8 protein-coding genes are annotated in these 15,497 nt (G+C 57.2%); 3 read left to right on the top strand and 5 right to left on the bottom strand.

The features are described from left to right. Nucleotides 1-80 precede the first annotated feature (80 nt). A complete protein-coding gene (locus FWJ25_RS03290; RefSeq protein WP_149598796.1) occupies nt 81-3,605 on the bottom strand; it encodes an NAD-glutamate dehydrogenase in 3,525 nt (1,174 codons plus the stop codon). A gap of 160 nt (nt 3,606-3,765) precedes the next feature. On the opposite strand from FWJ25_RS03290, the gene FWJ25_RS03285 reads away from it, so the two are divergent. Further along, nucleotides 3,766-4,218 (top strand): Lrp/AsnC ligand binding domain-containing protein, encoded by a 453-nt coding sequence (locus tag FWJ25_RS03285; RefSeq protein ID WP_149598795.1) that lies wholly within the window; start codon nt 3,766-3,768, stop codon nt 4,216-4,218. A 16-nt stretch (nt 4,219-4,234) separates the two neighbouring features. On the opposite strand, the gene FWJ25_RS03280 is transcribed toward FWJ25_RS03285, so the two are convergent. Further along, on the bottom strand, nt 4,235-6,187 hold the full coding sequence (locus FWJ25_RS03280; RefSeq protein WP_149598794.1) for a sigma-54-dependent Fis family transcriptional regulator: 1,953 nt from the start codon (nt 6,185-6,187) through the stop codon (nt 4,235-4,237). Nucleotides 6,188-6,526: 339 nt separating this feature from the next. Between FWJ25_RS03280 and FWJ25_RS03275 the strand changes: the two genes are divergently transcribed. Together FWJ25_RS03275 and FWJ25_RS03270 are read left to right on the top strand one after the other, a co-directional pair. Further along, complete coding sequence (locus FWJ25_RS03275) at nt 6,527-8,323, top strand: flavin-containing monooxygenase (RefSeq protein WP_149598793.1); 1,797 nt, start codon at nt 6,527-6,529, stop codon at nt 8,321-8,323. Between the two features lie 146 nt (nt 8,324-8,469). Continuing rightward, nucleotides 8,470-8,925: a hypothetical protein gene (locus FWJ25_RS03270; RefSeq protein ID WP_149598792.1), complete on the top strand. Its 456-nt coding sequence runs from the start codon at nt 8,470-8,472 to the stop codon at nt 8,923-8,925. A 25-nt stretch (nt 8,926-8,950) separates the two neighbouring features. On the opposite strand, the gene efpL is transcribed toward FWJ25_RS03270, so the two are convergent. The 3 genes from efpL to FWJ25_RS03255 all read right to left on the bottom strand — a co-directional run bounded on the left by efpL (nt 8,951) and on the right by FWJ25_RS03255 (nt 15,466). Beyond that, nucleotides 8,951-9,517, bottom strand: a complete 567-nt coding sequence (efpL, locus tag FWJ25_RS03265) for an elongation factor P-like protein EfpL (protein ID WP_149598791.1) — start codon at nt 9,515-9,517, stop codon at nt 8,951-8,953. Nucleotides 9,518-9,589: 72 nt separating this feature from the next. Beyond that, nucleotides 9,590-10,093 carry an acyl-CoA thioesterase gene (locus FWJ25_RS03260; RefSeq protein ID WP_149598790.1) on the bottom strand — a complete coding sequence of 168 codons (504 nt, stop codon included), beginning with the start codon at nt 10,091-10,093 and terminating at the stop codon, nt 9,590-9,592. Nucleotides 10,094-10,159: 66 nt separating this feature from the next. Beyond that, nucleotides 10,160-15,466: a two-partner secretion domain-containing protein gene (locus tag FWJ25_RS03255; RefSeq protein ID WP_188093553.1), complete on the bottom strand. Its 5,307-nt coding sequence runs from the start codon at nt 15,464-15,466 to the stop codon at nt 10,160-10,162. Nucleotides 15,467-15,497 lie beyond the last annotated feature (31 nt).

Here is a 15,497-nt window from a genome sequence, read left to right as displayed (position 1 = left end):
CGTTTAGACTTTATTCATTAAAAATATTTACTGATTGACCCTCAAAACAGATCATCTTCAGACCATCCAGATATTGCCGATCAGCAAGTTTCCAGAGCCAGCTCCCGCAAAACACTGTGGGCCACTGAAAACACAGCACAATCAACATCGCTGGTCGCCTGCATCTCACTCAGCATCTTTTTCCAGCGGTTCAGTGTCGGAAGTCTGGATTCACGCCATAACTCCAGCATACGCGAGGGGTCCCCCGCTTTGTCTACCGCAGCCTTTTGCCCTTCGCCCAGAACACAGGCTGTAAGGTTACGCAGTTGCTGATCCAGCTCATCCCGGAAATGTACGGTTGCCATCCGTTGCCAGTGCCCACTGGCGCGGAAGGCACGCATCTGCCGATCCAGCCAGATCAGGTTGAGACTTTCGCCAAGCCGGAAGTAAACCCAGGCGACGGACTCAAGGTCCTGGTCGAGCTGGAGAGAAATCTCGATCATGTCCATCAGCCAGTACCGGCTCTCGGCAGATGCGCAATAAGCCGCCAGCATCTCCGGGACATCCTGTTGTCTGTACTCAGCATAGTGCTCATTCCACCGACTTTCAGGTATCACTGACGAAAGTCTCTCGGTGGTCGACAGCACATCGCCAAGAGGAGCCTGGTAACGAGCCACACAATAGTCAGGATCAAGCTCAGGCTTCCGGTTATGAAGCAGCCAGCTGGTACTTCTTGTTACCAGCCGGATCACATCCCGGAACAGCGATGACTGAACCTGCGCTGAGATCTTGCCATCCAGGGCCTCGATCGCTCCCCAGCGACGATCAACATCGTGGATCTTCAGCGAGATCAGGTACGCAGCAGCAATACTGCCGTGATCAGCACCGGTGGTGTTGCGAATCTGATCAAGCCAGGTAATCCCCATACGATTGACCATGTCGTTGGCAATCTGGGTTGCCGAGATCTCCGCCCGCAACGGATGGGCATCAATAGCCTCGGGGAAAGCGGTTCTCAGAGTGACAGGAAACGCCGAACGCAGTGCCGCGACAAATCTCGGATCGTGGACGATCGGTGCCGCCAGCAGCGACTGTTTAAGTTCAATCTTGGCATAGGACAGCAGCACCGCTAGTTCCGGGCGGGTCAAACCTTCATTGCGTTCGCTGCGCTCCCTCAGAAGATCGTCGTCCGGCAGAAATTCCAGCGCCCGATCCAGCCGGCCTTCGGATTCGAGTCGGCGCATCAGGCGCTCGAAACTGTCCTGAGAGCCAACCTTGCCGCTACAGGCGAGGCTCAGCGCCATGGTCTGCCGGTAATTGTTCTGCAGCACCAGATCTGCCACTTCCGGGGTCATGGCACGCAGCAGCTGATTGCGCTCCGCCAGCGTCATTTGCCCGGCCAGCACCCGCTGGTTCAACAGAATCTTGATATTGACCTCGTGGTCCGAGCAATCGACGCCACCGGCATTGTCGATAAAATCAGTATTGGCTGAGCCCCCGTGGAGAGCGTAGGCAACGCGTCCCCGCTGTGTGAAGCCAAGGTTCCCGCCTTCACCAAGCACACGGCACCGCAGTTCTCCGCTATCCACACGAACCGCATCATTGGAACGATCACCAACGGATTCATGGGATTCACCCGGGGCTTTCACATAGGTGCCAATGCCTCCGTTCCAGATCATATCCACGGGCGCCTTCAACAGCGCCTGAACCAGATCATTAGGCGTGATCGTGCGAGCATCGATGTTCAGTGCAGCGCGCATTTCCTCCGAGACCGGAATCGACTTGGCGGAGCGGGAGAAAATGCCACCGCCGGCACTGATCAGCTCAGGATCATAATCAGCCCACGAAGAACCAGGCAGATTGAACAGCCGCTGACGTTCGGCAAACGACGAGCTGGCATCCGGCGTCGGATCCACAAAGATGTGCAGGTGATTGAACGCTCCCACCAGGCGGATGTGCTCAGAGAGCAACATGCCATTACCAAACACATCCCCTGCCATATCCCCGATGCCGACAACCGTAAAATCTTCACCCTGGGTGTCGAGCCCCTTTTCCAGAAAATGCCGTTTGACCGACTCCCAGGCGCCACGGGCAGTGATGCCCATTTTTTTGTGGTCGTACCCTTCACTACCGCCGGAAGCAAAGGCATCACCCAGCCAGAACCCGTATTCCTCCGCCAGTTGATTGGCAATGTCCGAGAAAGTCGCCGTACCCTTGTCCGCCGCAACCACCAGATAGGGGTCGTCACCGTCATGGCGCACCACGTCGGCGGGCGGCACCACCACATCAGCCTCCAGGTTATCAGTGACATCCAGAAGCCCCCGGATGAAGATCTGGTAACAGGCAACACCTTCCGCCCGCAGCGCATCCCGGGAGCCACCCGTCGGCGGCTGCTTAACGATAAAGCCGCCTTTGGCACCAACCGGCACGATCACCGAGTTTTTCACCTGCTGGGCTTTGACCAGTCCCAGAATCTCGGTCCGGTAGTCTTCAATCCGGTCAGACCAGCGCAAACCGCCCCTCGCCACCATTCCGGCGCGTAGGTGAACGCCTTCCACCCTTGGTGAATACACGAAAATCTCAAAGCGAGGCCGGGGTTTTGGTATATCGGAAAGCGAAGATGGATCAATTTTGAAGGACAGGTAGCCCTTGGCCTGGCCGGACTCGTCCGGCTGGTAGAAGTTGGTGCGAACCGTCGCCTTGATCAGGGCCAGGAACCGGCGCAGGATACGGTCGTCATCGAGACTTTCCACCTGCTCCAGCGCGCCGAGAATCGTTTGTTCCAAAGCCTCCGAGCGGGCTTCACGCCCGTCCATCGTCATCCCGACCGGCTGGAACCTTGCCTCAAACAAAGCGACAAGATCGGAAGCAATATCCAGATGGCGAGCCAGAGTATCGGCCATAAACGGCTGACTGAAACCAAAACGCAGCTGTTTGATGTAACGTGAATAGGCACGTAACAGCACCACCTGCTTCCAGCTCAGGCCTGCCATCATAACCAGTCGGTTGAACTCATCGTTCTCTGCAAAACCGTTCCAGATTTCCCGGAACGCCTCCTGAATAAGCGGAATCGACTGATCAGGCGCTTCGTTTGCTTCCAGGCCTCCTCCGGATGGGCACGCCACCGTAAAGTAGCTGACGCCAAACGTTTCACCGTCCCGACGGGTCACCCTGTAAGGGTGCTCCCCCAGAACCCGCATACCCAGATTTTCAAGAATCGGGATCACATCCGAGAGAATCACCGGGCTGCCCTGGCTGTAGAGCTTGAAGTTCAGCTCGCCCTTCCGGGCGTCTCCGGCCCGATAGAAACTCATCGGCACATCCGAAGTATCAGCAATCGACTGAATCTGCTGAATATCACCCAGGGCCTCACTAACCGGGAACCGCGCACGGTAGGCCGAAGGGAAACTGCCGCTGAACATCTGCGCACACCGACCACCGTGGGTGGCCCCCAGCTTCTCAACCAGCAAACTGTGAAGATCATCATCCCAGCACCGGGATTCCTCCATCATCCTGGCCACAACCTTGCGCAGATCAAGGGACTCGTCGGTCTCGACACTCTGTTCTTCCAGGGCATCCGCAAGCTGTTCCAGCAGGCTTTGTTGTTGTGTCGGGCGGGAATCGGTCATCAGTTGTCTCCGGGAGGTATCAGCAGGGCAATATGGGTCGATGCGCGTTTCAGTATACTGAAACCCCGAAAGTCGCTTTGACCTTATAGTTTCAAATTGCAGACAAATTACTTATATTCACCATTATCTTTAGACGCATATCTTGGCTGGATTCAGATTTATGGTCGAACTGGACAGAATTGATCACTCAATTCTTCGGGAGTTGCAGAAGAACTCCCGGATTACCGTCACTGAACTGGCGGCACGGGTGGGGCTGTCCAAAACCCCCTGCCAGGTGCGGATGCGTCGGCTGGAGGAACAGGGCTATATCACCGGTTACACTACCCTGGTCAACCAGACCAAACTGGGGCTCAGCCATGTAGCCTTTGCACAGGTGACCCTCTCCGACACCAGCAGCAAAGCGCTGGCAGCATTCAACGAAGCAGTGAAGCGAATATCGGCAGTGGAGCAGTGCCACATGATGGCGGCGAATTTTGATTATCTACTGAAGATCAGAACCCGGAATATGGCGGAGTACCGCCAAGTTCTGGGAGAACAGGTATCCAGCCTGCCCCACGTTCTGCAAACCAGTACCTTTGTGGTGATGGAAAGTGTGAAGGACACCGGAATCTGACCTGAACTCCGTCACTCTAATCTGGGGAATGCCCCAGAAAGCGGGGGGATGAAATCCCCTGCTGGTTCATCCAGCGATACACCGTTGGCCTCGAAACATTAAAGTGCCGGGCAACCCGGGAAATATTCCAGTGGTGCTCATTCAGCGCATCCAGTAGCGGGTTAGAGCCGGATGTCACATCATCGCGGCCACCGACGAACAGTGGGTGACAGGAGAGGCATTCTTCCGGCAGATCGGAAGCGGTAATTTCCCTACCATCGCAGGTTGCCTCGGCGAATGTCAGAGCGTTGACGAGTTGCCGTATGTTCCCCGGCCAGTCATGGGCCAGCAACGCACTCATGGCGTCTGCCCGGATGCGAACATCGGGCAATCCCCCGTCTGCAATCAGGTTCTTCAGAACGGACTGGATCACATGCTGCCGGTCGGCTCTCTGCCTCAAGGGTGGTAACCGCAAGGTAGCGCCATTCAGCCGGTAATAGAGATCAGCCCGGAACGCACCCTTATTGATCAGTTCTTCCAGATTCTGATGTGTGGCCGCAATCACCCGACAATTGATACGCACCGGAGACTGGGCTCCAATAGGCAGAATTTCCCCTTCCGCCAGCACCCGCAATAACCGGGTTTGCAGCTGTAACGGCATATCGCCAATCTCATCCAGAAACAGGGTGCCACCGTCCGCTTGCTGGATCAGACCTCGCATACCCTTGGCCCTGGCCCCGGTGAACGCACCGCTGACATAACCAAACAACTCACTTTCAATAAGGGATTCCGGGATCGCTGCGCAGTTCACGGCGACAAATGCCCGTTTGCTGCGATGGCTGGAATCATGAACAGCCCGTGCCAGAACTTCCTTGCCGGTTCCGGTTTCACCAAGAATCAGCAGGCCCACATCCCGGTTTCGGAGCCTTCTGGCCAGCCCGAGGGTACGCCGCATCACCGGATCATCCGCCGCCAGGGCATCGAGGCGGGGTACATTTTCCAGGACTTCCGGTGCTTCATCCCGATTCCGGCGAGCCAGGGTTGCCCGGGGTTGAACCAGGGCCGCAAAAAAAGTATCACCACTGCTCTGATGGCGAAACGCCCTTACCTGATCTTCCTGATCGAAAGGAATACTCCAGATATCCCGCAACTGGCATTCAAACAATTGGGTCAGACTTGGTCGTCCTTCACTTTCCGCCGCAGCCGGCGTATCCGAGATCAACGCACGACCAGCCGTGTTGCTGGCTTCAATCCGACCGTTATCGTCAATGGCGAAGAGATACTGGCCATTCACCTGCACAAACTCACGGGAGGCATCGCAGCGGAAAATCACCTGATTACGATACCGTCGCAGGAAATAGGCATCTTCGATCATCCGGGCATACAACTGAGTCAGATTGAGAGCGAATGTCTGGCTATGTCGGGCATGAGGGGAATCCAGCGCCGAAATATCGAGAACGGCCAGCAGTTTGCCGAAGGGGTCCAGAATAGGCGCCGAAGTACATGTCAGCTCAATATGGGTCGCATCAAAATGATCGACCCGGTGGCAGGTCAGGGCCTTCTGCTCCTGGATACAGGTCCCAACGGCGCAGGTGCCGGCATACTGTTCGCTCCAGTCTGCTCCCAGATACAGGCCCGCCTGGCGCAGACGCCTGTCGGAGTTCTTATCGCCAAGGTACTGGACGGTGACGCCGCGATGATCAGTCAGAAGCAACACATAACCAAGCTGCGCCACCATACCGTAGAGCTGATCAACACCGGCACGGGCCACATTCAGGAATTCATCCACTGAGTCCTGGTGTTCCCGCAGGGTCTGGTGGGTCACGATTCGGGCATTGCGAGGCCGGCAGGGATCGAGTCCGTATTCATGGATACAGCGCTTCCATGACCGGCCGATCAACTCACCCGGCAGGTGGCCAACTCTCGCATTATCCTCTGCAAAGCTGAGGATGGCGTCCATATGGTGGCGCTGTGCAAGTTGCATCGTCATGTTGGCTCCAGAACCGTTCGGTTCTTTTTGTTGTTATCTTTCAGAGTTACTGCGGCAACGAACCCTCACCTTATACCTTTCATGGCCCCCGGGCATCCTCCGTTGGTAGCGTTATTGAGTGTTACACCTGTAATACTGTCCACCCCTGCCCCTTAACAACTGTAACTGAAAAATCTGCGCTTGCTGCTCACCGCCGCAGTCTTCAGGCAACCCCAATCCAGATATTTCACTAGATAATTCAATAACATGAAACCATTGAAGCCTTAAAAAGCAAAATCTGGCACAGCCCGTGCTCTCCCTCCATTGCGAACAAAAACAAAGCAAACGTGGAGAACAGCAATGACACAGTACACCCCCAACCAGCAGGTCGAGCAATGGCTCGCCAGCTTCTCGGAAACACTCCAGTCCTCATCGCCGGAACAGGCCGCAGAGCATTTCGAAAACGGCGGCTTCTGGCGTGATCTGGTTGCAATGACCTGGAACATCAAAACCATGGAAGGCCGGGACCAGATCCGCGACATGCTGGCAGAAACCGCGGCCAACCGGGCTCCCCGGAACTGGCAGCTACTGGAAGACGCCACCGAACAGGACGGAGTGGTGGAAGCCTGGATTTCCTTCGAGACCAAAGACGCTCTCGGTAAAGGGCAACTACGGCTACGGGATGGCAAAGCGTGGACCCTGCTCACCACCATGCAGGAACTGCGGGAGTTTCCCGAGAAGCGCAAATTCCTGCGTCCCAAAGGTGCCCAACATGGCGCCAGCAAGTCCCGTCAGACATGGCTCGAAGCACGCCAGCAGGAAGAACGCGAACTGGGTTACAGCCGTCAACCGTACTGTGTGATTATCGGCGGCGGCCAGGGTGGTATCGGTCTGGGTGCCCGTCTGCGTCAGCTGGATGTGCCCACCATCATCATCGAACGTAACCCGAATCCGGGCGACTCCTGGCGCAACCGATACAAATCCCTCTGCCTGCACGACCCAGTATGGTACGACCATATGCCGTACCTGCCCTTCCCGGATCACTGGCCAGTGTTCTGCCCGAAAGACAAAGTCGGGGACTGGCTCGAGATGTACACCAAGATCATGGAACTGAACTACTGGAGCTCTACGGAATGCACCGGTGCCCGTTACGATGAATCTACCGAAGAGTGGGTGGTGGACGTAGTACGGGACGGCGAAAAAATCACTCTGCGGCCGAAGCAGCTAGTGATGGCGACCGGGATGTCCGGCATCCCCAACATTCCGGACATCCCCGGCATGGACAGCTTCGAGGGCGAACAGCACCATTCCAGCAAACACCCCGGGGGTGAAGCCTATAAAGGTAAAAAATGCGTCGTTCTGGGCTCCAACAACTCGGCACATGATATCTGTGCAGCGCTCTGGGAAAACGATGCTGATGTCACCATGATCCAGCGCTCGTCCACTCATATCATTAAGTCCGACACGCTGATGGATCTGGCATTGGGAGGGCTGTACTCGGAAGAAGCCGTGCAGAACGGCATCACCACAGAAAAGGCCGACCTGACGTTTGCCTCCCTTCCCTACCGGATCATGCCCGATTTCCATATACCCGTATACGATCAGGCCCGTGAACAGGATGCCGAGTTCTATGACCGGCTGGAAAACGCGGGCTTTATGCTGGATTTCGGTGACGACGGATCGGGCCTGTTCATGAAATATCTGCGCCGGGGCTCCGGCTACTACATCGACGTGGGCGCGTCCGAGTTGGTCGCGCAGGGCGAAATCAAGCTCAAGAGCAAAGTGACCATCGAACGCATCAACCCGAACTCTGTCACCCTGACGGACGGAACCGAGTTGCCTGCGGATCTCATCGTGTACGCCACCGGCTTTGGCTCCATGAACGGCTGGGCGGCACGTATCATTTCCCAGGAAGTGGCGGACAAGGTGGGCAAATGCTGGGGTATGGGTTCCGATACCACCAAAGACCCGGGCCCCTGGGAAGGCGAACTCCGCAACATGTGGAAACCCACTCAACAGGACAACCTGTGGTTCCACGGCGGAAACCTGCATCAATCCAGGCACTATTCTCTGTACCTGGCCCTTCAGCTGAAAGCCCGAAAGGAAGGTCTCGAGACACCGGTGTATGGCTTACAGGAGGTCCATCACCTTTCATAAACTGCTCCGCTTTTCCGCTCGCCACACCCCGAGGGCTGGCGAGCGGAGTTTATTACCAGACCATGAGCAAGCCGTAAGCGCATACCATCCCTGCTCCCTGTAGCCTGTGTCTCCAGACATTTCAGCGACTCAAGGGACACACCCCGATGCGAGACCTAATCAAATCCATTCCGGTACGAGCCATGTTCGCCCGACTGTTTTCGCTGGTGTTCTTCGTGCTGGCGTTCAGCCTGGTGTTTACCACCGTTGTTGAGGTCATCGGGCAGCTGAGAGACGGCGAGCAACTGATGCAGGCGTTGATCAAGGGGGTAAATGGCAGCGTGATTGCTCTGGCCGTTTACGAACTGGCCATGGTAATTCGCTCGGAGTACAGCGGGCGATCAGAGTCCCACGATGTGGTGACCATGCTGAGACGAACCTTGCCGAGATTCATTGGCACCGTCTGCGTTGCCATGTCGCTGGAAGGACTGATCATGATCATCAAGTACAGCCAGCTGGATCTGGCGGGCAATTTGTACTACCCGGTCGCAATCATCGCGAGTACGGCAATGTTGCTGACAGCTCTGGGGATTTTTCTGAAGATGGCGCCGCGGGAGGCATAAAGCTCCCCCACGGCGAAGCCGGGAATCAGGCCCGGCTGAGGAACTTGCGCTCTTCCACGTTGATCTTGATGCGGTCACCGGTGGAAATGTGCTCAGGCACCTGAACGACGAGGCCAGTGGTCAGTCGTGCCGGCTTGGTTCTCGCCGTTGCGGAACCGCCCTTGATAGAAGGATCGGTTTCTTCGATAACCAGCTCAACGGTAGGCGGCAGGTCCAGACCGACCGGAGAATCGCTGACCAGAACCACCATCAGATTCTCAGTGTCTTCTGCGATGAACAGCAGCTCATCTTCGATAGCGCTTTTATTGAGCATGTACTGGGTGTAGTCCTCTGCGTCCATGAACACATACTCATCGCCGTCTGCGTAGGAGAAGGTCGCAGGGCGGCGCACCAGATCGGCCAGGTTCAGCATGTCAGAGTCCTTGAAGGTCTCATCCAGCTTTTGATTGGTCACCACGTCGTACATGCGCATGCGATAGAGACTGCCACCGGCACGGCCCTGGGGTACGGAACGTTCGATATCCTTAACGAAATAGACCCGGCCCTGATATTCAACCGCCTGGTTCTTTTTGATCTCACTCGCTTTTGGCATTGGATAACTCCGAAATTTTGATCTTGGGGCTGCTTATTTACCACGACTCGGGGCGCTTGGCGAGAGCCAGGCTCAGGACTTGTCCGCCGCACGCAGCAGCTGTTTCCGTGTTTTCAGCCGGCCTTCCCGGCGGATTTCGGCATTCTCATAACGGCGTTTTTGTTCTTCAGTCCCTGGAATGGCTTCCGGCACATCAACAGGCCGGTCGTTTTCATCCAATGCCACAAAAGTGAAGAAGGCCGACAGGATATGACGGGTTTCCCCCGTATAACTGTTCTCCGCCTCCACCTTTGCCCCGATCTCCATGGATGAGCCCCAACTCCGGTTCAGAGACAGGCTGAACAACAGGGTATCGTTGCCTTTCGCCGGCGCACGGAAGTGGATGGAGTCTACCGAGGCGGTCACGCACACATGGGCGGAATGCCGCTCAGCCACCACCAGCGCCAGGCGATCACACTTGGCCATGATCATTCCCCCGAATACCGTGTTATGAGCATTCATATCGTTGGGGAATACCTTGTACACGTGCTTTTCGATCGCTGAGGCGGACACTGGCTTACTGGTTTTATCGGACATGGGTACCTTTCTCTCTGGTTGGCCAGTGAGAAGGCTATCACGATCCGATGGGTGGCCGCTTCGATCTTACCGGGACATACGCAGCGCATCCTCATCAATCTGCAACACGAACTCAGGCTCCTCGGGCAGCGAGAGCCGGCGCTCCTCTGAAGGTCGGCTGACCATCGCTGACTGATAGGCCTCCGAAGATCGGAACTCGAGGATATCCGCGTTAACGGCAGCCGGCAGGATCAGTTCATAGTTTTGGGCATCCAACCCTGCGAGCAGCGCTGTGAATGACACCGGCACATCGTCGCCCGCCAGGGAGCTGGCAAAAAACCCGTCAAGGATCAGCGACACATCATCACCCGTGACCAGGCCGTTCAGCAGGCCGCTCAGGGTAACGTTGTGAGTACCGTCAAACACCTTGTTCTGAGCGGTGACCTCAGCGGTTAACACCCGTTTACCAATGCTGCCTGTGCCATTCACGGTGCTGACCACATAGTTGTTACCGCCATTGCCATCAGTAACCGTCACATTATCAACGGTTACCGCTTTTACGGTGCCCGCGTTGGCATCATCGAAGGCAAAGTCAGCACCACTAAGAGTATCCGTACCGAACAGAGTGCCGCCGACCAGAACGGCAGTACCGTCGGCATTCGTGGTGCCGTCATAGACCCGGTTCACATCCGTTGTGGATACCTGAATGCTGGCCGGATCAATGATCAGTTCACCGTCCACAAAGGTCAGCTCATAGTTGTCAGCAGTGCCGGATGCACTGTGGGTGTACTCACCCGCATTGGTGCCAGTGCCGCCACTGGAGGTCACGCCGCTGAGGACGCTTTCATCCTCGCCGTTCACCAGGCCGGTGGCGGTGAAGCCAGTGACGCTCTGACTGGTGCCATTGTAGGTGACCGTATCACTATTCGCCGTCACCGTGGCATTGGCCTTATCAATGGTCAACGCACCGTCCACAAAGGTGAGGATGTAGTTGCCATCGGACCCGGACGCAGTGTGGGTGTAGCTACCCGCGTTGGTGCCGGTGCCACCACTGGTGGTCACGCCACTGAGCACACTTTCATCCTCACCGTTCACCAGACCGGTGGCGGTGAAGCCCGTCACGCTCTGACTGGTACCGTTGTAGGTAACCGTATCGCTATTGGCGGTCACCGTGGCGGCGGCCTTGTCGATGGTCAGGGCACCGTCCACAAAGGTCAGGGTGTAGTTACCATCGGTGCCGGACGCGGTATGAGTGTAGCTCCCCGCATTGGTGCCGCTGCCGCCGCTGGTGATGACACCGCTGAGCACGCTCTCATCTTCACCGTTCACCAAACCGGTGGCGGTGAAGCCGGTGACGCTCTGACCCGTGCCGTTGTAGGTGACCGTATCGCTGTTGGCAGTCACGGTGGCAGCGGCTTTGTTGATGACAAAATTACTGTCCGCAACCAGATCATAGCCCTGCTGGGTCGAATACAGCCCTGACATATCGACGCTGTAGGAGCCGGCATCCTGACCACCTCCGGCAATCTGGCCCAGTACCTGGTTTGCATCGTAAGACCCGACTATATTCCAGAGTGCGTTCTGGTAGGTGCCGTTGTAGGTGGTATCCGTGGCTTCTACGGTCAGCTCGGTCAAAAACGCCCGCAGCAACGGTGTGGTGTTACCTTCGTAGATCCGCCAGACACTGCCAGTGCCACCCTCGGAATCGATATCCCAGCCCTCAGCGGTGAAGGTGGTGAGGGTTTGCAGCTCGGCCAGCGTTTTGGGGGCTGCTCCGATGTTTGAGCCGCCAAACGTATCGTAATCGTGCCCAATTCCAGACAAACCAGCATTGATGGGGTTGCCACTCGCATCCGTGGTGGCGAAGAAGTTGCCGGTGACTGTGCCTTCGAATTTGTAGCCGATCAGGCCGCCAACATAAGAACTCCCAGAAACCTCCCCCGTGGCGTAGCTCTGGCTGACCGTGCCCGAATCGTTGCTGCCTATTACGCCTCCGACGTACCTTCCCCCAGAAACCGCCCCCGTGGCGTAGCTCTGACTGACCGTGTGCCTGTTGTAGCCGACCAGGCCGCCAACATCAGAACCCGACCCGGTCACGGCGACCGTGGCGTAGCTTTCACGAATTTCGGGCGAGGCGCCATTAACACCACTATTCGCCCCTACCAGGCCACCGACATAACTCTCGCCGCTGACGCTTCCCGTGCCGCTGACATAACTTTGGCGGATACTGCCCAGGTTGCTACCTGCCAGCCCTCCAACCTGTTGGTACCCGGTGATTGAGCTGTCCACCAGGCCCACGTTCGCCACGGTGGCCGAGGCGGCTGTGGTACCAAACAGACCAATATAACTCTGCCCACTACGGTCGATAGTCAGCCCACGGGTCTCATGCCCCTGGCCATCAAAACTGCCCGCGAAGCAAGTCCCACTGCACCCCGAAACCCAAGTACCAATCGGATCAAAACCCGCCCCGGCATGCCAGTTCACGGTGCCGCTGGCATCAATATCGTTGGCCAGAACAAAATCACTGTTCAGCAAGCTGCGGGATTCCATCCCTTGCAGGCCGTACACGTCGAAGATCTGATAGGGATCAGCCCCGGTGCCATTGCCCGCGAGCGCCCGCAGGAAGGTGGCAGTGTCTTCTTTGACACGGAAATCGTTGACGCTGAAGGAAGGCAGGCTGGCGCCCACCTGGGTCCAGCTGCCGCTGATCAGGTCGAACACGCTGCCGGTGCCACCGTCGATGGCGCCGATGCTGGTGATGGTGCCGGTGGTGTCGATTCTGAGCGTGCCGGAATCCCAGCTAACGCCATTGGTCAGGGCGATATCGCCGGCATTGGTCACGTTGTTGTCAACGATTGTTCGGGTTGTGATCAGATCATAACCCTGCTGATCCGAGTACAGGTTGGCTGTTGCATCGGAATAGGCCAGGAATTCACCGGCGGTATCACTGCCAGCCAGTGTTAATTGATCACCGCTACCCGGCGTGCCAAACAGGTGGCTGGCATCGGCAGCATCCCATTCGGTTCTATCCACTCCGGCAATGTTGTTCTGATGGGTGCCGCTGCCATCGTAGTCGGGCAGTACTTCCAGAGCGGTCAGGAAGCCCCGGAGCAGTGGCGTGGTGTAGCCATCATAGATCCGCCAGACACTGCCAGTACCGCCCTCGGCATCGATATCCCAGCCTGCGCCGGTGAAGGTGGCCAGGGTTTGCAGTTCCGTCAGGGTTTTACCTGCTACGCCGGTTGCCGCAGCATCGCTGCCCACGCCATTGAGGCCGGGGTTAGCCTCCTGATTCCAGAACACCTGACTCAGTGAAGCCGAGTCAAGCATAGAACCGACAACACCGCCGACGGCGCTACTGCCGCTTACCTGGCCCGTGGCATAACTATCGCTAATGATGCCAGCGCCATTATACTGTCCCACCAGACCGCCCACCTCGGATCCCGGGCTACTCACATCGCCGCTGGCATAGCTGTTGCTGATATTGGTCGAGCCGCTACCGAGTAGCCCACCGGCCACGCCGGAGAAGGTGCCATTTGCCTCTGCTCGCACCGCCACATCCGCGTAGCTGTTTTGAAGACCGCCCCCACTTCCGCTCCCGATCAGTCCGCCAGCAGCTTGAAACTGAGCGATTACCTGGCCATTGCTCGCAAAGCTGTTCTCGATGGAAGTGTCGGCAGCATAACCCACTAACGAACCAACGCCGATATACCCTACAAGACTAACATCGGATAACCCGACATTCCGCAGCCTGGCACCATTGGTGGTTCCAAACAGCCCAACTAGACTCTCAGTGGGTCGCTGAATGGACAAACCATCGATGATATAGCCCTGACCATTAAAATCGCCGGTAAATCTCTGCCCACTAATCCCAATCGGATCAAACCCCGCCCCGGCGTGCCAGTTCACGGTGCCGCTGGCATCAATATCGTTGGCCAGAACAAAATCACTGCCCAGCAAACTTTGGGATTCCATGCCCTGCAGGCCGTACACGTCGAAGATCTGGTAGGGATTAGTGGTGCCATCGCCCGCGAGCACCCGCAGGAAGGTGGCGGTGTCTTCTTTCAGGCGGAAATCGTTAACGCTGAAGGACGCCAGGCTGGCGCCTACCTGAGCCCAGTTGCCGCTGATCAGATCCAACACACCGAGGTTAACGGAACCGGTCACATCAATATCCCCGGCGGCGTTCAGAACCAGTTTACCGATTGCCCCGCTGACATCGCCGTTGATGGCTATGTTGTCGGCGTTCAGGGTCAGGGTGGTTCCGGCGCTCCAGTTGATGTCTGTATTGACGGTAATATTGCCCGGATCAGAGCCGGCGCTCGCCGTATCCAGCGTGACGTCGGTGGTATCAAGGTTATCAAGGACCGCGCTGCCCGGATCAATCACAATATCGGTGGGGTCAATCAACCACTCGCCGGTTTGGCCATTCGCCGCCAGCGTGTTCACCACAGTGCCGTCGGCAACGTCCACATGGGCACCGGAGGTGTCGATAAAGCCGCCATCACCTCCCCCGGTGTTCAGGGCTGCCGGGGCTGAGGCATCGAGGGTGCCTGCCACCTTCACAGTGCCGCCGTCAAATCCGCCCAGCAGCAGAATCCGACCCTCCTGGTTCTGGAGCGTCTGTGCTTCTATCACGCCCTCGTTGTTGACCACGGTTTCCAGAACAGCGTCGGTTGCCTTCGTGGTCATCAGCACCTGGCCGCCATTGGCCCGGATCAGTTCTTTGTTTTCGACAAGGGCATCAATGGTGCTCTCGTCAACGGTGACTTCCAGCAGGCCGTCGCCGGCAAAATCCAGGGTCACCTGATTGCCCGCCGCCAGAGCAACGCTGCCCATGTTGGCCTGGATCACCCCCTGGTTGCTCACATGGCCACCGAGCAGGGCCACGGCCCCGTTATCGGCCTGGATATGGCCACGGTTGATAACGGCGGCGTTGTCGCCGTCTCCGCGCAGGGTGTAGCGTTCGTTGAGGAAATCGTCGTCACTGAGGTTCAGGGTGGACGCCACCAGGCTGCCCACGTTCACACTCGCCCCCTGGCCGAACAGAACGCCGTTGGGGTTGATCAGGAAGACTTTGCCGTTGGCGTTCAGGTTGCCAAAGATGGCAGAGGCGTCTTCACCGATTACCCGGTTCAGGGCCACGGCCTGGTTGTCTGGCTGCTGAAAATTGACGGTATGCCCGGAACCGATGTTGAAGCTCTGCCAGTTGGAAATCAGCCGGGAGCTGTCCTGCTGAACGGTGAGGGTATCGCCGCTCTGGCTGATGGCGCCGGCGCCCGAGGTTATGGTGCCGCCGGTTGGCAGATCAGCCCCGAAAGAAGACGCCGACGCCAGGCTGACCGCAACGGCCAGTGCAGAGCGGGTGAATACGGTTCTGTTGGTGGCTTTCATCGGTGTGTCTCCTGCTTTTTTTGCGCCTTTC

Origin of the sequence: Marinobacter salinexigens (genome assembly GCF_008370345.1) — a bacterium.
GTDB classification, from domain to species: domain Bacteria; phylum Pseudomonadota; class Gammaproteobacteria; order Pseudomonadales; family Oleiphilaceae; genus Marinobacter; species Marinobacter salinexigens.
This window is presented reverse-complemented; position numbering and strand designations above follow the sequence as displayed.